Raw genomic sequence first — 18,322 nt, 5'->3', positions numbered from 1 at the left:
TGATTTTTACAACGAAATAAAAACAAAATAAGTACACTTACGTGTACACAGAAATTCAAACAAATTGCTATACAGACCTTTAAATGATTGGCCTCAGAGGCTCGTAAACTGACACTATCTCTGCCGTAACTTTACCCAGCACGATAATCCCTTCCTGGCCCTCTACGTCGATTGTCGCGCCGTCTGAAGTAATAATATCTGTTCAAAACAATTTCCCCAGCCGTGGGAATTCACCTATTTGGAAAGCAACCGTGTCGCCATTTACAGGTGTTAGTGAGTTATCGGCTAGCACAAAACCTTCCGGCGTTTAAATCAGGATCATATTATTGCGGTGAGGCATGAGCACGTCGTTAAGGTCGATTCGGCGCTCAATGTAATCCTGAGCCGATGATGGAAATCCCATAATTACCTCACATACCCCATGTTGCGTAACACCCAGATCTTATTTTCACTTTCCTCTGTAACGAGCTCGAAGAAGAAGTTTTGATAATACCTTATCCATCTGTTGCACTTCTGCAGTGTCCTGGCGTGGTTGGCATCATCCAGCAGCTTCTAGAATGCCGCAGTGGTACCAACCTGCCGCCCCCTGCTGTCTTTCTTTATGGCACCAACCAACGCCGCGTGTATGTCACTCTCTCGCGCCATGATAAATCCCTCTTGAAAAATACTGTACAAATAAACAGTAATATCGCTCAGTGGATTTGATCAAACCGAAGTGACCCACAGATTTGTAAAGGTACTGAGTAGTAAGGGATTTTTGGTTGGCGGCTTCGGTTAAAGGTGACTGACCTCAAATTACCCACCCCGTAGCCTGCTCAGAGAGGCGCGGCTGAGTCATTGCCGGTCGCCGATTTTTTTACGTATCATACAAACCTCACATGACACGCATTCATAAATGTCTTAACTGATTGTTGACCTTAAGCTTCAATCAAGTATGTTGTGCACCATAAATTTAGCATGAGAAATACAAGGAATGATGATGAATCATAGGCTTGAAGCCATTAAAAAAAGGCTTGAAGGTGAAATGGCTATCGCAGTTTTTTTCGCGGTTGCCTTATACGTAGCATGGTGCTTTTTAATTCAGAATCATGGAGATAACTTTCTTGGGTCAGACTCGTTCATAATCGTCAGCAAGATACATGAATTTATGTCTTTACGCTGGTTTGAGCAAACCTATACGTCACAGTTAGGTATCCAGGGAATATTATTGGCTGGGGTGCATGACCTGCTTCCGGACGTAAGCACTCAGAAAATTAGTTTAGTAGCTGCTAGCATTATATCTGCAGTTACTGCCATCACTTTTTCGATGGCAGTTCCCAAAATATATCGTCTTGCGGGAACTCCGGGCGTAGTGGCTTACTGGCTCGCATTAGCTTTTTCTCCCTGGACGCTAACATTCTCATATTCACTTTATTGGGTCCCTTTCACAATCATATTGCCATTCATGCTCATGCTTAATAAAGGTCAGCTTTGGCATCAAGATTACGGCATAAAGGCTTTCACCATCGTATTTCTGGCGATGTTGCTGAAATGTCTATGTGGTTATGAATATATCACTACGGTGACCCTCTTCGCCTGCGCGGGCTATGTTTTTTCATGTGCAGCTAATGGCAAAGAAGTTAAAATAAAGTACTTAGCCCTAATATTTTCTGCCTGTGTAGCAGGCTTTATTGCTGCACTCGCCTTACATGTTGTTCAGCTCCATCATATAAATGATTCGCTAGGTTTTAACACGATCCTTAATCGTGCTGAAACTCATACTGGTGCGAATAGTGATGATAAAAAAGCTGATATCCTGATCGCCCATTTAGCATCACGGCCCGGCAATGACGCACTGATATCAATACTGTCATCGGATTTAATCAATCATAAATTCCTATTCGCAGTAACCGCATTCAAGGAATACTTCTATCTGCCAGCCGTTCAGGTTGCAGGGATTTCACTGCCCTTTAAGTTTTTTGCTCTAATTTCTTCACTGGCTTCTCTCGTCTGGCTGCCTCGTCTGTTCATGAAGGACAAGACTGCTACTAAAAAACAATCGGTTCTATCCTTTGGCGCGCTACTAATAGTCGCTGGCGTATTCTCATGGCAAATTCTTGCTTGGCGTCATATGGTTCTCCACTACCATTTAAACGGCCAGCTTTTTGCATATGGTATTGTGCCACTAGCAGCAGTCACTGTAGGGTTGGTTATAAGCAGGCTATTGGAAAGCAGAATGGATTCACTGAAGCCTTCTCTAATATATCCAGAGTTACTGCTGATTGTTGTTGCTATCTGCGGCTTTTCATACAATCCCAATCCTACGGTTGAAGATGTTCAAGCTTGCAGCATAACTTGCGGAAAAGTAATAGGTAGTGTCGATTTAGTAACGACAACCGATACACTGACAGAGATGGATCGCGGGATGGGTCTTCCTTCAACTCAAATCACCATATCTGGCTGGGCCTCATCACTGAGTGGAGAAAAAACTAAAGTTTACGTATTAATTAAAAACAATCTAGTCGGTGAGATTGAACCTGATACTGACAGACCTGATGTAACTGCTGCAGTACCGGGTGCAAACCTGCGCTCAGGATTTTCGTTTAATTACATTGCATCAGGAGATGTATCTAAAAAGGATATTCATGTAATTGCTCCAGATGGTAATGGTAGAATGATTAGCCTTTGAAAACTAGCCCGGTTTTGGACTGACCCCATAAAGTTGGACAGTTCATGTTAAGCGGCTTTCAGAGCCTGGGTTCGGTATTCTACCGGACTCAGGCCTTTTAATTTCAGGCTTATTCGTTCGTTGTTGTAGTAATGGATATAGCTCTCTATCGCCTTCCTTAGTTCGCTGACACTGCTGAACTGACTCAGATAAAAACATTCCGATTTCAGCGTCCCGAAGAAGTTCTCCATCACCGCATTTTCCAGACAGTTCCCTTTACGCGACATACTCTGCGTCATGCCCTTCGCCTTTAACCTGGCCTGATAACCTTCCATTCGATATTGCCAGCCCTGATCCGAGTGCAGCAGCGTGCTATCTTCCGGGCTGAGCTTCAGGAACGCATCGTGCAGCATCGTATTAACCATCTCCATCACCGGCCTTTCCGACAGGCTGTAGGAGATAATCTCCCGGTTAAACAGGTCAAGAACCGGTGACAGGTACAGCTTTTTACCCTGTACCGAGAACTCAGTAACATCTGTAACCCATTTTTCGTTGGCTTTTGACGCGCCGAAGTTCCGGTTCAGTATATTGGGCGCTGCCCTGCCTGTTTCGCCTTTCCAGGAACGATATTTCTTCACCCTTATCAGGGACCGGAGCGACAGCTCTGCCATCAGTCGTTGCACTGTTTTATGGTTCACCAGCAGCCCCTGTTTTTTCAGCGAGAGCGTGATCCTGCGGTAGCCATAACGTCCTTTGTGATAGTGGTAAATCTCTCTTATTTTATCTTTCAGTCCGGCATGCCTGTCCATGCGCTTTAGCGCGTTCATATTGTGATACCACGTGCTGCGGGACATACCCGCGGCACGCAGAAGATCACTGAGCGCATACTCCAGCCTTAGCTCACTGATTATTGCGGCTTTTTGCCGTTTTTCTCGCTTTGAACTAAGGCCTTCAGCTTTTTTAGGTAGGCATTCTCTGCACGCAGGTAACGGAGTTCAGCCCGTAGTTCTTCGGGCGATAACGTTTCCAGTGCAGCATCGGTAAGTGGAGATGATTTTTTAGGTTTTGTCATGTCCTTGCTCCGGCCCTGTTTTATCCTCAGAAGTCCTTTCTCACCAGCATCCTGGTAAACATTAACCCAGTGCCGGACAACGGTTTCGGTTGAGATATTAAACCGTGCGGCGGCCTCGCGCATGGAAAGTTCTTCAGCGAGTACAGTCCGGACTACAGCAATCCGGAACGACGGTGAATGGCGGTCATTTTTCCAGGTAATACCATCAATACCGTGAAGTTGCCAGGCTCTTACCCAGCGTCGCACCGATGTTCTTTCAACACCAAAACGTTCAGCGGTACGATGTGTGCCATCGAGTCCGGCAAGGTAATGATTAACTACAGCTAATCTGGTTTCGAGGGAATATTTTGGCTTTGCCATAAAAAACTGCACCTTAGTCAGTTGGGTGTCCAACTTTTGGGGTGCAGTCCAAAACAGAGGGCTTTTTTTTCTCCCAGTTTTAGTCCGGAAAGGCTCTGTGTCGGTGTTCTTAGAATGATGAGTGCGACTCAGTTATTTGCTCTTTATATGGAAAAAGGTGCGCGCGTGAGAAAAAGTAAAAACTTAATTGGATTATTACTCCTATCCTTTGCCATAATTTTTTCATTTACATCTAGACTTGATGATTTCAAAAATGAAAAAGGATACTTCAATATTTAGGCTACTTATCACTCATTAATGATAATTAAATCATTTGATGAAAATCCTGTTTCATCCCACTTATTCCTACCTATTATGACGTTCGGTGGTGATGTTAATAAAAAAATACCTCGGGGCGGAGCTATACCAACAAAGGATAAACGAGGCAATTTCATTTATACATCTTTCCCCGGTTTTGGCTTTGCGCTACCATATCTTTTTTTAAATTCACTCACGTTCAACTGTCCATTATAAACCTTCAGATCTTCAACATATTGATACAACTAACAACGGTAGCTTTTTTTTGCAACTTTATTTAAAATATCAAAATCAGAATACAGATCTATTATTGCGGCGATCTCATGCTTTCCCTTGCTTCTGTCCAGCGAAGCCCTAAGCAGTAACGGATTAGTTTATTGGCCCCACTCCCTGAGTCAGGTTTTAATCGCATTAATAATGCTGTGTATAGCTTTGCGCACAGAATCAAAGAGATTATATCAATCCATAACCATCGGATTGATAATACTTTTTTGGATTTTGACTGAATGGACGGGATTGGTTTTTGCTGCATTTTCTTATCTGATTCTTTTTTACACAAAATCATTTCGAGACAGAGAGCTAGCAGTTAGTATCGCAATCTTCTCAATTTTAGCTGTAATTATTTATTTTCTTCAGTTTAATTATCTTACTGATATTAAAGGAATTTATTGAGCGATCACTATATCGCTTTCAGGTAAGAAGCGGCGCTAGCACTGTTAACTTCACGTTTTACGAATTATTTGGAAGCTACATTAAGTCCTTTGGTTTTTACCTGTTTTTTATCGCAGTTGCAATTGCTATCCCAAAGGGAATTAGAAATAACCGACTACTTCAGTTACTAATGGTACTATCCTTGGTCATGATGATTGAGAACATCATTCTTGCCCAACATGCTTATTTTTACACCTTTGACAGACTCAAACTCGGATTTTTCATAGGTTTGTGTATTTTCCACACTTTTAGTAACGTTACGATTAGGTTAAGAGTCATCAATATATTGCTATTAGTTTCTGCTTCAATTTTCTCTGTCAATTCTTATAGAAGTTCCGTATTAGACTTTGGCGGATGGGTTGAAATGCAAGATCGGAATACAAGGATAGCAAGAAAAACTCTTAATGTTGAGAACTTTGAATACGCTTCAATCTTCAATGACACAATAGTAAGAGCATATCTGAATCTTTTATTACATAGTTCTGTAAATGAGTACACTCCTGATGCAAGTCAAATCAATACTTTAATTGCTAAAAGCGATTGCCCAGTGATTATTATTCATGGGCACAATAAGTTTAGAGACATAGAAGAAATCATTTCAGTTGATGTTTACACTAGGAATGGGTTGGAAATTATCAAGTAAATCACAGGGGCCATACTGGCCCCTTATATTATAATGGTTTAACGGACCATTCCTGCTCTACTGTTTTTGAATCATCAACCCGGTTAAGTAATACACGATATTTCTTCCAAAGCAAAAGTGAGGACGCCTCGTCATCTGTTGCCATATCAAGTTCAACAGCATCCCGGAGAATTGATATCTGTAGTGGTTTACTGAATTTGGCCACCTGAACAGAGGTGATATGCTCATCTCAGAACAATACAGGTGTCCCAATGAAAAAAAGAAATTTCAACTCAGAGTTTAAACGCGAATCCGCTCAACTGCTCCTTGACCAGAACTACACCGTTGCAGCTGCGGCCAGTGCTATGGATGTTGGTCTTTGATGGGTAAAGCAGTTGCGGGATGAACGACAGGGTAAAATGCCAAAAGCCTCTCCTGTTACCCCGGAACAGATCGAAATACGCGAACTGAAGAAAAAGCTACAACGCATTGAAATGGAAAACGACATATTAAAAAAGGCTACCGCGCTCTAGATGTTAGACTCCCTGAACAGTTCTCGTTAATCGGGAAACTCAGTGCGCAGTATCCTGAGGCCACACTCTGCCACGTGTTCGGGGTTCATCGCAACAGTTACAAATACTGGAAAAATCGCCCTGAAAAGCCAGACGGCAGACGGGCTGTATTACGCAATCAGGTTCTGGAACTGCATGACATCAGCCATGGCTCTGCTGGTGCAAGAAGTATCGCGACCATGGCAACGCTGAGAGGCTTCCGGATGGGACGATGGTTTGCTGACAGGCTCATGAAAGAGCTGGGGCTGGTGAGTTGTCAGCAGCCCACCCCCCGGTATAAACGTGGTGGCCATGAACACATCGTTATCCCGAATCACCTTGAGCGACAGTTCGCAGTGACAGAGCCTAATCAGGTCTGGTGTGGCGATGTGACGTATATCTGGACGGGCAAGCGTTGGGCTTACCTTGCTGTTGTTCTCGATCTGTTCGCAAGGAAACCGGTGGGCTGGGCAATGTCATTCTCACCGGACAGCAGGCTGACCATCAAAGCGCTGGAAATGGCGTGGGAAACTCGCGGCAAACCAGTCAGAGTGATGTTCCACAGTGACCAGGGTAGCCACTATACAAGCAGGCAGTTCCGGCAGTTACTGTGGCGTTACTGGATCAGGCTGAGTATGAGCCGACGCGGAATCTGTCGGGATAACAGTCCGATGGAACGCTTCTTCCGGAGTCTGAAAAGCGGGTGGGTGCCGGTGACAGGTTATATAAACTTTAGCGATGCAGCTCATGCGATCACAGACTATATCGTCGGGTATTACAGCTCACTAAGGCCGCATGACTATAACGGAGGGTTACCCCCAAACGAATCGGAAAGCCGATACTGGAAAAACTCTAAAGCGGTGGCCAGTTTTAGTTGACCACTACATATAGCCGCAGAAAGGTAGAGAAATGGATTTGTGATGGAGGAATTAACCGAGCTTTTTAACGTGCCAGAAGATTTTATCTGCGTACAGCTCATAAGCCTTTCTTTGATCTTCCAGACAGTCGTGTTTGTTGTACACAGCCATGACGCCACCAAATTAATGCCCCAGCATTTTCTCAGTGACATGGGGCATGATCCCCTCGCTTGACAAGTTAGTCACCAAAGAACAGCGGAAGTCGTGGGTGCGCCATTCAGGGATATCAATCGTCTCTGTCAGTTTCCGCATGTACCGATTAGAGGAAGACCGGTCGATAGCTTTATCAAGCTCCTTCCCTGGGAACAAAACCTTATTCCCACTGTTAAGAAGGCGTTCAACCATAGGCTTCATTTGTTCGAAGATCGGACGCCTGATGATGTTCCCCATCTTTGAATGTTCAGATGGAGTGGTCCATATCCAATCTGTGGTGTTGAATTCAGCGCATTAGCTAGGCGCCCCCAAAGTAACAGCATCTGATGCAATAGCCTGTTGGATGTGACAATCTTGCTGTTCTCAAGCACCAGCCATATTTTTGCCAGTTCGCTGTAGGTCAGAACTTGATCACCAACATCAGGCTTCTTACTAATATTTTGACACTCAGTTTGTGATTTCGCATGAGGGTATTAGCTGTCGGCTTATGCACCAGTGAGTGACTGACCGGAGTTGAAGCAACAGAACGCGGGCTTTCTTCTTGTTCAGCTTTTCTTGTTTATCAAGAAACTACACCCATGCTGATACGGGGATGTTAGCAACAGGTACATCCTTAAACTCGTTGTACATGGTGTTGTACACAACCGATTTGTACAGCACTTGGGTATTGTGCTTGAGGCCTTTAACATACTTCTCCCACCAGTTGTCCAAGCACTCATTCAGAGTGAGCTCACCAGTGCTCCCGGCAAAATAGGTTTTTGGGTTTACCCCCTTCGTGTACAATCCACGCATCTCACCTACGGCAATGCGGGCATCTTTCAGTGATGTTGAAGGATAGCGACCGACAGTGAGACGCACAGGTTTTCCATTCCAGCGATAACGGTGCTGAAATGTAATTGTACCAGACGGAGTGATGCGAACGCTCAGGCCGTCACCATCAGTAGTTCCGCTGGTCCGTTGTAAGCTTTGCCATTGATACTTCTTAATTTGGTGTCACTCAGCGCCACTGTAATTTCCTGTACACACTCTTTAAAGCATTCTGTACTCAATGTGTACTCATTGGCAAGTGAACGAAGCGATGTTAAAGGTGAACAGTGGGAAACCGAGCGAAACAAAATAGAGCATAACGCTTGTAAAAAACTGAGGTTTTACGATAGGATGCGAGCCGTAGGCACAATTTCAGAACTTCCGCGAACAACGTCCCCTTAGTTAAATGGATATAACGAGCCCCTCCTAAGGGCTAGTTGCAGGTTCGATTCCTGCAGGGGACACCATGAACACTTCTCAAAAAGTCCAACGCAGTACATAACTCATTGATTTAAATCAAAACCACTTAATTTATTTGTCCAGTAAAGTGCCATTATTTCTAATGGAATCTATACATTTTTGCGTATAACATTGTGTATAACTGAGTTCGATCTTTTTTCTATACACATGCTGCTATCTGACATCCAAATAAAAAGAGCAAAACCGAAGGACAAACCCTATACGCTTAACGATGGTATGGGGCTATCGCTCCTCATCGACACTGCGGGTAGTAAAGGCTGGCGTTTTCGCTATCGCTTTGCTGGTAAGCCTAAGATGATTTCCTTCGGCGTATATGGCGATGTGTCGTTGGCACAAGCACGTGCTAAACGTGATGAAGCGCGTTCGATGTTAGCCAAAGGGATCAACCCAAGTGAAGCCAGAAAGGCAGATAAGATTGCTTTGCAGTTCGCGCATGAGAACAGTTTTGAGTCTGTAGCCAGAGAATGGCACTCATCGAAAAAAAACACCTGGTCAGAGGGGTATGCAAAAGAGGTTCTCAACTGCATGGAAAAGGATATTTTCCCTTTCATCGGCCAACGCCCAATTGAGCAGATTGAACCACTAGAGCTGCTAACCGTCCTGCAAAAAATAGAGAAAAGAGGTGCGCTAGAGCAAACCAGCAAGATCCGCCGCCGCTGTGGTGAAGTGCTTCGTTATGCTGTTGCCACTGGTAGAGCAAAGTATAATTTTGCACCCGATTTAGCTATCGCACTCAGCAAACCTAAAACTCAACACTTCCCGTTCCTGACTGAAAGCGAGTTGCCCAAGTTCGTCAATGCTCTGGATAACTATCAGGGCAGTTTAGTCACCAAATACGCCACGCAGCTGTTGATGCTAACAGGCGTGCGAACAATTGAACTACGTACAGCGGAATGGGCTGAGTTTGATTTAGATAATGCCTTATGGGAGATCCCCAAAGAACGGATGAAGAAACGCCGCCCCCATCTGGTTCCGTTATCTACTCAGGCGATCAACATCCTGAAAAAGCTGCAAGAAATAACTGGGAATTACAGCCTCGTTTTCCCTGGGCGAAACGACGTCAGGAAACCAATGAGCGAAGCCAGTATCAACAAAGTGATAAAGCTGCTTGGCTATCATGGTCGGTTAACGGGTCACGGCTTCAGGCATACCATGAGTACTATTTTGCATGAACATGGTTTTGAAAGCGCCTGGATTGAAATGCAACTTGCGCATGTTGATAAGAACTCCATTCGAGGAACTTACAATCATGCGCAATATTTAGACCAAAGACGAAAAATGCTTCAGTGGTACGCAAATTATCTTAACTGTTGAATAAGAAGATCGATTTCATCGATAAAAGCCAATAAAATGCGTTGAAGTGCTTCCGCTTCCTGGAAGTTTTTCATTCCTTTATATTCCTTAACTGCACTCGACATAAGTTCTACAAAATCATGTCCTCTGATACATAATCGAGGGTCACAATCTAATTTATCTAACCATTCACCATACAGATCCACGAATTCTGCTTCTCTACTCTTCAGACCAAAGGATATCAGGTTTTTATTAATATATCCGCTAAAATCAAATATAAGCGTGCTATTTTTTGATGAAAGAGATTTTTTTATATCACACCATTTACCATTAATATGAAGCTTACGATCAGCAAGTTTAATGCTGTAAAGTTGTTTGAGTACTGTTAAAAATGAAACGTAAAACACTTCCCAATTATTAATTTTGCTATTAGAAACATCTACTAATATTCGCTTAACAAGTTGCTCAGAAAAGAAGTACATTTCAAGAGAACTAAAATCAGTCCAAATAAGCTGAGGGACGTCTTCAATTGCATCAAACCAATGATCTAAATCCTTATCAACCAAACATTTGTAACTATTACAATTCAACTCCTCCAACTCTTTTGCTAATGCAATAACTCTCTGTTTATTTCCATCTGTCAATCCATATTTTTCAAGAATTTCAAATGGAATATCTACACTATCAATCTCATATGAAACAATTGATTTTTCGTCATTTTTTTCACACCAAGAGTTCAAAACCAATTTATCAAAAACTCCCTCCACATAAACATCACGAAGAGTTGGCTCAACAAAATAGCGAGTTTTAATATCTTCTATAGTTCTTCTTGGTAAATCAGGCATTTTTATTTTCCAATTTAACCACGCGATGACGATGCTGGGAAATAATCTCTAAAGAATGTGATGCAAATATAAATTGAATATTTGCCCCATCGGTTATATCCAGCAGGGAATTGATAATTATGCGTTGCCACTTGATATTTAAAGAAATCTCAGGCTCATCAATCATAAATATGCTCGGTGTATCTCTCGCTACTAATACATAGCAAAAAAGTAATAACAACTGCTGTTCCCCGGAAGAAAGCTGAGCCGGCTGCAGAACATCCCCAAATCTATTAATTATCAAGAATCCTTGGCTCAACTGAAAGCGAATTTCCTTATCAGTTAACAATCCATTGATTGTGGAAATAAATTTATTCAATATTTTGTATATAGATCTAACACCAGCTAATCGCCCTTCTAAACTTTCAATGTAAGGCTTTAATAACTCAGCTGATAATGCTCTCTTGGAGTGTGATGCGGTGGATAATATTTTTTCAAACTCAGACATTTCCAAAAATGATGTTAATTCATATTTTGCCAAGTCTTGTGTTTCAGAACCTATTTTTTTTAAATTACTTCGTAAGATATCAATGTCATCATCTTGAAAAATAACTTCGGTTCGGTCTGTACTTGAAACTAATTGTTTGAGAATTCTAACATATGTAGAATGAACATTATCAGTCCCCTGATTTGTACCTTGAACTGCTTTTCTCGCTATCCACTTTGTTGCAGCACTCAATGCCTGACTAAGAGCTATCTCTCTTGATCGCAAAACAAGATCATTTATTCTTTTCGGGGTCCCCATTCTTACAGCTTGGCGTAATTCCACTTCATCATCAGGATCACTAATAGTATCACCATCTAAACGCCTATCCGCATTTAAAATGAATGTGATCGGTGTGACTTTTTTAAGCATTTCTATATAAAGACGCTCACTTGTAACTTTTCTAAGTGGATCTTTTACTGTAGATTTCTTAACTTGCCTCGGCAAGAGTTCAATAATATCCCGATCATGAAAGTATACAACCTCATCATCAACAATAACTCTTCGTGATTCGTTAGAACTTTTTCTATAATTCCATCTAGCAATTACTTCCTTACCCTTTAATATATCTAACACCATCAAACTATCTTCACTTTTTTGTGATTCATGTTTGGCTGTTAGTATATAGCCAGATGTAAGTTCCACTTTCAATAATGAAAAACTCGTACGGTAAAGGGCCGTACGATGCCCACTTCTATTATCCGGTGAAAGCAAATGGAATGCCAATCTTAAGAGTGTACTTTTCCCGACACCATTGTCACCATATAGAATTACAGCACTACTATTAATTTTTTCACTATCGAAGTCATAAGTATATAAACCAAATAACTTTTCAACATAAATAGACTTTATCAACTGCTGATCCATAAATTCTTCCTTAAAATTAAGTTTCTAAACATAATCATCCACACAACCAAGCTATCTAACATTCAAAACAATATGATATTTAACAAATTTTCTAGAGTACATGTCAACTTTACAACACTCTAGGGAAGGTGCGAACAAGTTCCTGATATGAGATCATCATATTCATCCGGAGCGCATCCCAGAGGGACATCATGAGCCATCAACTCACCTTCGCCGATAGTGAATTCAGCACTAAGCGCCGTCAGACCCGAAAAGAGATTTTCCTCTCCCGCATGGAGCAGATTCTGCCATGGCAGAATATGACCGCTGTCATCGAGCCGTTTTATCCCAAGGCGGGCAATGGCCGACGGCCCTATCCGCTGGAGACCATGCTGCGTATTCACTGCATGCAGCATTGGTACAACCTGAGCGACGGTGCCATGGAAGATGCCCTGTACGAAATCGCCTCCATGCGCCTGTTTGCCCGATTATCCCTGGATAGCGCCCTGCCGGATCGCACCACCATCATGAATTTCCGCCACCTGCTCGAGCAGCATCAACTGGCCCGTCAATTGTTCAAGACCATCAATCGCTGGCTGGCCGAAGCAGGCGTCATGATGACCCAAGGCACTTTGGTGGATGCCACCATCATTGAGGCACCCAGCTCTACCAAGAACAAAGAGCAGCAACGCGATCCGGAGATGCATCAGACCAAGAAAGGCAATCAGTGGCACTTTGGCATGAAGGCCCACATTGGTGTCGATGCCAAGAGTGGCCTGACCCACAGCCTAGTCACCACCGCGGCCAACGAGCATGACCTCAATCAGCTGGGTAATCTGCTTCATGGAGAGGAGCAATTTGTCTCAGCCGATGCCGGCTACCAAGGAGCGCCACAGCGCGAGGAGCTGGCCGAGGTGGATGTGGACTGGCTGATCGCCGAGCGTCCCGGCAAGGTAAAAACCTTGAAGCAGCATCCGCGCAAGAACAAAACGGCCATCAACATCGAATACATGAAAGCCAGCATCCGTGCCAGGGTGGAGCACCCGTTTCGCATCATCAAGCGGCAGTTCGGCTTCGTGAAAGCCAGATACAAGGGGCTGCTGAAAAACGATAACCAACTGGCGATGTTATTCACCCTGGCCAACCTGTTTCGGGTGGACCAAATGATACGTCAGTGGGAGAGATCTCAGTAAAAACCGGAAATAACGCCAGAAATGGTGGAAAAAATAGCCTAAATAGGCTGATTCGATGTGTTTGCGGGAAAAAAATCGGCCCAGATCCGCGAAATTTTAATCAGCGAGTCAGCTTGGGAAGAAATGACCTGCTTATTCGCACCTTCCCTAGCTCGCAAATTCTTGGCAATTATGACCAAAATCGCACTACACCGCACCCGCCTGCGGTTTTCATATCACTAAAATTTTTCAGTTGGGATTTTTTACAAACGATACCGCCAGCCCACGCCAGTGCTGGGGATGTGCATCGAAACAGGAACTGAAAAGAATGAAAAGAAATTCAGTTTTTTTCAGTTTTGCTGTCCATCGCATCTGTGGCTTGAATACGCAACACTTTGATATTAAATGGATAATTAATTTTAGGTGTGGTTTTTTGTGAAGGGATATGAAAAGAGAAAAACATAACAATCTGAAAAATAATAATTTTATGTCCGTATAAACTGAAACCCTGTGTTCAGGTTTCGGGAACGGATCGGCCATTCCCGACGCATACTTTACCCATTCTTTTGCGCAGCCAGCAGCAACTTTAAAGCCTTTTCCCGCTCCTCGGGTGGAATGGCATCAATTAGCTCTTTAACCCTCCCCTGCCCGTTCAGCGCGCTTGGACTAACGGAATGGGAGAAAGCAACATTCATCACAAACGAGTGGCCGCACTCCACATTAGAGCAATAGCAGTACACATCGTACAGTTGTGGGTGTTTCCTGTTTGTTTTACCTATCCGCGCTACTGCCTGACATGTGGGGCAGTACATTCTCATCATCTTCATCGTTCTGTGCCCTATACTGTTGCCCGCCAGAGAAAGGGATTTGAGTCCCTACCTCTTGTTCTGAACGTGTAACACTGGTAACACGTGTAATGCTATTGATTTAAAAGGATTTAATCTGTTACCAGTTAGCAAAATCAAGAGGTAACGCGTGGTAACACACCATTTTTTGTTACCAGTGTTACCAGTCAGTATTTTTGACTGGTAACACTGAAGAACCGCATCAGTAACGGGTGTTACCTCTGTTACCAGTGTTACCTCATAAAAATAAGACTCACGCGATAATTACTCAGGTTCGGCGCTTCCTAGTACCTGTGTATTGAACTGGTACACACGTTTAAGCCCTATTTCTGGCAGGCGAATACTGTTTTGCGTCCGGCCATCTTCACCGGGTTTCAGCCAGCCCGCGTCCACACACAACCTGGCCACCTTACGCGAGTCAAATCCCTTACAGATCTCCTTCCAGCCTGACGGGAGAACGTAGAACGTCACAACCGGCTCCGTTACGTTGTCTCCTTTATCGACTTTTCTGAATCCCATCATTGAAACAGGCCGGTTCCTGTCGTCATTCCAGTCAGCAAACCGACTGAACTGATTACGCGTCATGAAGTCCCGTACCTGTTCAAGTGCCGCTTTATCTTCCTGATTAGCTGTATGGCCCCGGTCAGCCATCCATGCAGCCAGACAACGTTGAGCGGCACGAAAGGCCTCTCCCTCCGGCCATCCTGTGATGCCCGCTTTTGTGGCCAGTTCCCCGGCCATCGCAACCAGAGCAAAACGGGTAACAGCCCGGCCAACCTGATTCCCGGCATTTTCCGGCGTCAGCCTTCGGGTGTACTCTTTCAATAAGGCTTTCGCCTGGCTGGTCAGTTCCGGCAGATCAGCGGTCAGGCAATGAAGCCAGTCGCGGAATGGCGCACCATGATAATGCGCTACGTGCTGCTCAAGATGCTCAGCCAGGGTTTTCCCGCTACTGAAACCATGAAGTTCTTCAAACACGCCATATTTGCCCGAATCGCTTGGGATCTGGATCATTCTGACCTCAACCCCGGCATACGTACGTTCCCCGGCGCTTGCCGCATGTTCCACCAGTGACAGTTCTCCGGTGGACAGAAACAACAGATTCCAGCGGTTGGTTTCCCTTACCGAACCATCTGTTCTGGCTCTGGCTTTGCCCTGCCCGTTAGCCAGCATATAAGCGATATTCCCCGCCTCCCTGCCGTCAACCTCCCGGATTTCATCCAGCATCAGCGTGGCATCATTACGGCGGCTCGCCGTTCCTTCTAAAGCATTCCCCGTCGCCCGCCACGTATGCCAGAAATCTGTTCCACCACATACTGAAGCAGCCACTTTCATCGTCATGGTTTTACCGTCCGTTGATTCCCCTTTGAGGTGATAACCTCCACCGCCGATACCAACCAGTTTCAGAAGGGGGGCAGCAAATGCCAGACTCACCGCAAAGGCAAGACGGGCATTCTTTATGCAGTAACGGCTTATATTTTCACGCCAGTCCTCTGATGTGCCGCTGACACGAAAATCACGCCCCTGCACACTCGATGTTTGTAAGATGACTGACTGGGCTTCACGCCCTATCACTTCATCCTGGAGAACGTAAACCCCGCCGTGCCAGCCCGTTTTATTCACACAGGTTACTTTTCTGTCCGGTTTACACAGTGAGATATATTCCATCAGGAATGCTCTGGCCATGCCGTTAATGTTGATGTACGAAAGTCCGTTAACCAGCAGAACGCGGCGCAGCTCTTCCCCGCTGCCACCCAGCATCTCCATCGGCATTGCCCATTTACGGCTGTTTCCGTTGGTATCTTCCCATTCCAGCAAACGCCCGTAATTACTCCCATCAGCATCACTGGTGATTGCCGTCACCCGCAACGGACTGCAAATTTTGATATTACGTATCTCCGTATCGCCATCAGACTTATTAACCAGCTTGTCGTACCACAAATATTCTTTTGTCAGCCGGAACCCTTCTGGTAAACGGGTCTGCCCTTTGCCATGCAGCGTCATTTCTTCCCGAAAGGCATCTCTCGCCCGTTCTTTCCCCACTTCCTGCCGATAATCATCCCAGTCAGCCTTATGGCGTACCGGAGGGAGCGTTACCCAGCCATCCACCGCTTTGGCGGCTTTCTCTGCCTGAATACGCCCGGTGTTTTCTTTGCCGTCAGCCAGATCATTATCTCCGGCCAGAATGATCCGGGTTTCTGGCCAGCGTTTTCGGATCTGCTCCGTCACCTTCAGTAAATTGGTGGCAGCGACAGCCGCCACGATCCATCCTTCTGTCAGCAGACTGACGGTAAGCGCTGTGGCAAAACCCTCAGTGATAATCACCTGTTCAGGTGTTTCAGCGGGTATATCGGTCAGGGCAATAAATGCGCCAGACAGCTGGCTACCGGGCAGCAGACTTTTATCCCCGTCAGGATTGATAAGTTGACCACCGGTAATATTCCCGGAAATATCCGTCAACGGCAGCAGTAATGAACCGGAGGAAAATGTTATTCCGGCCAGATTCAAAGGCTGTGACAGCAAGGGAAGTGAATACCCGTGTAAGCCCTTGTTTGTCAGATAGACCGGCTCACCATTGCAGGACTGCTGTCTGAGTCTGGTATATCGCTCCGCGCCCGCTTCTTTTCCTGCGGCCTTTTTCCTGGCTGGCAAAGCGGGCCTCTCCTGTATTTCTGGTAATGCAAGCGCCTCAGATACCATCCCGGCGACTTCTTTTATCTTTCTTCCTGTCACCAGACGAACCAGATCAAGACCATCGCCATGACCGCACTGATTACAAAACCACGTCCCACGCCCCGCTTTATCGTCCAGCCGAAAGCGATCTTTTCCACCACAGGCAGGGCAAGCCCCATGATGTCCTGCGGACGGTACTTTAATACCTAATGCTGACAGGATATAAGGCCAGCGCCCAATTGCAGCCCCGGAAATCGAGGATACAGACTGTGTTTTCACAGCAGCACCTCCTGACCTTCCGGCTTCACAAATTCAAAACCTTCGGGTATTTCGCCATCAGGTGCACCGAAAATAATATCCCGGTAAACCTCACGCATCTCTGTGACACCAAAAACTGACAGGCGAATATCTTCTGACATAAAGCCCGGTTTAAGCATTTTTTCCAGTTTCTCTGCGGCCAGTATGCAACCAGCATCAGCCCCAAACTCATTCACCCAGGGCATTTCAATATGGTAAATAATATTGCTCACCACTTTTTCGTGGGTGAGTTCTATTCGTTCGCCATCTTCAATATAAACAGGTTCGTAATGAACACGCTCCATTAAGGAAATGAATGCATCAGCAATGTAGTACCGTAAGACTGCTGTTCGTAAAGCATGCGCCTTAAAATTTTGATTATTATTCATCGCGCATCTCTCCCTTAATTGTGCTGGTTTCCTTAACAACGCCATCCAGTTGTTCGGCAATACAGGCCACTAAAGCCGCAGCGCCTTCCGCTGAAACAGTTCTCGCGCCATTCACTGTGGGAACGGACAGGACCTCTGCAAGAAACTCACTGGCCAGTGCCGCCCGTAACAGACGACTCTCACCCAGTTCGCTCAATATGCAGCCTTGCTTAAAATTCATGGATTTCATGCAACCACCTCCCCGGCACTTTTCACAGGGATACGGGCAGCAAAGCTCAGGATAAATTCAGTGGCAAGTTTAAGGCGTGCAGCATGCTCGCAGTCTGCGATTACACGCACAGGACGTGGACGGGCATCACGGTCTGTACGGCGGACAGCCAGAAAGACAAAGGTAAATTCAGGGTGAGATAAAGCAGGGACTGTAGCCATAATGGCAACCTCCTTCAGATAGCGGGTAACGCTACCACCGGAGTTCCTACGCTCATGGGTGGTAGCCCAGACGGGGGTAGGAATACCGGCTCTGAAGGATACCGGCCAGCCCGAAAGCTGCCCCGCCTGGACTACCATAATACTGATGATGTGGCGTAAAAAATAAAAAAATACAATCAGCCACCACACCATAAATTTTAGGTGAGTCAAAGCTGCGACACAAAAAAACACGCCTGGCGCGTGTAGTATCGCCTTCAGATAACACGGGTTCCTACGCCCGGCTGCCGATTTTGCGACAACCTTTAAACTATATCCCGCGCATTCCTGGTGAGGCAAGAAATTTATAACCGAAAACTGATCATTGCCTGGATTAATTAACGCTGGCATGCTTAA

The 18,322-nt window shown here is 45.1% G+C and carries 13 protein-coding genes, 1 tRNA gene and 2 pseudogenes; 6 read left to right on the top strand and 10 right to left on the bottom strand.

Annotated features, from left to right (window positions below):
- The first annotated feature begins 973 nt into the window (after positions 1-973).
- Positions 974-2,668: a hypothetical protein gene (locus HVZ39_RS07925; protein WP_181633438.1), complete on the top strand. Its 1,695-nt coding sequence runs from the start codon at positions 974-976 to the stop codon at positions 2,666-2,668.
- Between the two features lie 47 nt (positions 2,669-2,715).
- Here HVZ39_RS07925 and HVZ39_RS07920 read toward each other — a convergent pair.
- Positions 2,716-4,079, bottom strand: a protein-coding gene (locus HVZ39_RS07920) for an IS3 family transposase (RefSeq protein WP_181633437.1) whose coding sequence is annotated in 2 segments (ribosomal slippage) — positions 2,716-3,602 and positions 3,602-4,079 — 1,365 coding nt in all. Because the reading frame shifts where the segments join, the coding sequence is not laid out codon by codon here.
- Positions 4,080-5,235: 1,156 nt separating this feature from the next.
- Here HVZ39_RS07920 and HVZ39_RS07915 point away from each other — a divergent pair.
- Positions 5,236-5,730, top strand: a complete 495-nt coding sequence (locus tag HVZ39_RS07915) for a hypothetical protein (RefSeq protein WP_181633436.1) — start codon at positions 5,236-5,238, stop codon at positions 5,728-5,730.
- 28 nt (positions 5,731-5,758) lie between these two features.
- On the opposite strand, the gene HVZ39_RS07910 is transcribed toward HVZ39_RS07915, so the two are convergent.
- Entirely contained in the window at positions 5,759-5,875 is a 117-nt protein-coding gene (locus HVZ39_RS07910) for a tail fiber assembly protein (protein WP_346011480.1), read from the bottom strand.
- Positions 5,876-5,981: 106 nt separating this feature from the next.
- On the opposite strand from HVZ39_RS07910, the pseudogene HVZ39_RS07905 reads away from it, so the two are divergent.
- Positions 5,982-7,138 (top strand): annotated as a pseudogene (locus HVZ39_RS07905) (IS3 family transposase).
- Positions 7,139-7,189: 51 nt separating this feature from the next.
- On the opposite strand, the pseudogene HVZ39_RS07900 reads toward HVZ39_RS07905, so the two are convergent.
- A pseudogene (locus HVZ39_RS07900) lies at positions 7,190-8,337 on the bottom strand (integrase family protein).
- Between the two features lie 192 nt (positions 8,338-8,529).
- On the opposite strand from HVZ39_RS07900, the gene HVZ39_RS07895 reads away from it, so the two are divergent.
- Both HVZ39_RS07895 and HVZ39_RS07890 read left to right on the top strand, forming a co-directional pair.
- Positions 8,530-8,604: transfer RNA gene (locus tag HVZ39_RS07895), tRNA-Arg, on the top strand.
- Positions 8,605-8,764: 160 nt separating this feature from the next.
- The gene (locus HVZ39_RS07890; RefSeq protein WP_181633683.1) at positions 8,765-9,931 is read left to right on the top strand and encodes a tyrosine-type recombinase/integrase; all 1,167 of its coding nucleotides are present in this window, start codon (positions 8,765-8,767) and stop codon (positions 9,929-9,931) included.
- Here HVZ39_RS07890 and HVZ39_RS07885 read toward each other — a convergent pair.
- Positions 9,916-10,755: a DUF4435 domain-containing protein gene (locus tag HVZ39_RS07885; RefSeq protein ID WP_181633435.1), complete on the bottom strand. Its 840-nt coding sequence runs from the start codon at positions 10,753-10,755 to the stop codon at positions 9,916-9,918. The genes HVZ39_RS07890 and HVZ39_RS07885 overlap by 16 nt on opposite strands.
- Positions 10,748-12,145 (bottom strand): AAA family ATPase, encoded by a 1,398-nt coding sequence (locus HVZ39_RS07880; protein ID WP_181633434.1) that lies wholly within the window; start codon positions 12,143-12,145, stop codon positions 10,748-10,750. Before HVZ39_RS07880 ends, HVZ39_RS07885 begins: the two co-directional genes overlap by 8 nt.
- 191 nt (positions 12,146-12,336) lie before the next feature.
- Between HVZ39_RS07880 and HVZ39_RS07875 the strand changes: the two genes are divergently transcribed.
- Complete coding sequence (locus HVZ39_RS07875; protein ID WP_000019445.1) at positions 12,337-13,317, top strand: IS5-like element ISKpn26 family transposase; 981 nt, start codon at positions 12,337-12,339, stop codon at positions 13,315-13,317.
- A 533-nt stretch (positions 13,318-13,850) separates the two neighbouring features.
- On the opposite strand, the gene HVZ39_RS07870 is transcribed toward HVZ39_RS07875, so the two are convergent.
- The 5 genes from HVZ39_RS07870 to HVZ39_RS07850 form a co-directional block, all read right to left on the bottom strand.
- Positions 13,851-14,123, bottom strand: coding sequence for an ogr/Delta-like zinc finger family protein (locus HVZ39_RS07870; protein WP_000783295.1), 273 nt, complete (start codon positions 14,121-14,123; stop codon positions 13,851-13,853).
- A gap of 282 nt (positions 14,124-14,405) precedes the next feature.
- Positions 14,406-17,093 carry a DUF927 domain-containing protein gene (locus tag HVZ39_RS07865; RefSeq protein ID WP_181633433.1) on the bottom strand — a complete coding sequence of 896 codons (2,688 nt, stop codon included), beginning with the start codon at positions 17,091-17,093 and terminating at the stop codon, positions 14,406-14,408.
- The gene (locus HVZ39_RS07860; protein WP_181633432.1) at positions 17,090-17,500 is read right to left on the bottom strand and encodes a hypothetical protein; all 411 of its coding nucleotides are present in this window, start codon (positions 17,498-17,500) and stop codon (positions 17,090-17,092) included. Before HVZ39_RS07860 ends, HVZ39_RS07865 begins: the two co-directional genes overlap by 4 nt.
- The gene (locus tag HVZ39_RS07855) at positions 17,493-17,729 is read right to left on the bottom strand and encodes a hypothetical protein (protein ID WP_000839712.1); all 237 of its coding nucleotides are present in this window, start codon (positions 17,727-17,729) and stop codon (positions 17,493-17,495) included. The genes HVZ39_RS07860 and HVZ39_RS07855 overlap by 8 nt, the downstream gene beginning before the upstream one ends.
- The gene (locus tag HVZ39_RS07850) at positions 17,726-18,316 is read right to left on the bottom strand and encodes a host cell division inhibitor Icd-like protein (RefSeq protein ID WP_181633431.1); all 591 of its coding nucleotides are present in this window, start codon (positions 18,314-18,316) and stop codon (positions 17,726-17,728) included. Before HVZ39_RS07850 ends, HVZ39_RS07855 begins: the two co-directional genes overlap by 4 nt.
- Positions 18,317-18,322: the final 6 nt, after the last annotated feature.

The sequence above is a fragment of the Citrobacter sp. RHB35-C21 genome (assembly GCF_013816515.1).
Taxonomy (GTDB): Bacteria; Pseudomonadota; Gammaproteobacteria; order Enterobacterales; family Enterobacteriaceae; genus Citrobacter; species Citrobacter braakii.
Note: the sequence above shows the minus strand (reverse complement) of the source record. Positions and strands in the feature narration are given on the sequence as shown.

Excerpts from the sequence above, each read along its gene's own strand:
- HVZ39_RS07870 (WP_000783295.1), bottom strand. The coding sequence starts at position 14,123 with ATGAAGATGATGAGAATGTACTGCCCCACATGTCAGGCAGTAGCGCGG.
- HVZ39_RS07860 (WP_181633432.1), bottom strand. The coding sequence starts at position 17,500 with ATGAATAATAATCAAAATTTTAAGGCGCATGCTTTACGAACAGCAGTC.
- HVZ39_RS07915 (WP_181633436.1), top strand. The coding sequence starts at position 5,236 with ATGATGATTGAGAACATCATTCTTGCCCAACATGCTTATTTTTACACC.
- HVZ39_RS07850 (WP_181633431.1), bottom strand. The coding sequence starts at position 18,316 with ATGCCAGCGTTAATTAATCCAGGCAATGATCAGTTTTCGGTTATAAAT.
- HVZ39_RS07910 (WP_346011480.1), bottom strand. The coding sequence starts at position 5,875 with ATGGCAACAGATGACGAGGCGTCCTCACTTTTGCTTTGGAAGAAATAT.
- HVZ39_RS07880 (WP_181633434.1), bottom strand. The coding sequence starts at position 12,145 with ATGGATCAGCAGTTGATAAAGTCTATTTATGTTGAAAAGTTATTTGGT.
- HVZ39_RS07855 (WP_000839712.1), bottom strand. The coding sequence starts at position 17,729 with ATGAAATCCATGAATTTTAAGCAAGGCTGCATATTGAGCGAACTGGGT.
- HVZ39_RS07925 (WP_181633438.1), top strand. The coding sequence starts at position 974 with ATGATGATGAATCATAGGCTTGAAGCCATTAAAAAAAGGCTTGAAGGT.
- HVZ39_RS07885 (WP_181633435.1), bottom strand. The coding sequence starts at position 10,755 with ATGCCTGATTTACCAAGAAGAACTATAGAAGATATTAAAACTCGCTAT.
- HVZ39_RS07875 (WP_000019445.1), top strand. The coding sequence starts at position 12,337 with ATGAGCCATCAACTCACCTTCGCCGATAGTGAATTCAGCACTAAGCGC.
- HVZ39_RS07890 (WP_181633683.1), top strand. The coding sequence starts at position 8,765 with ATGCTGCTATCTGACATCCAAATAAAAAGAGCAAAACCGAAGGACAAA.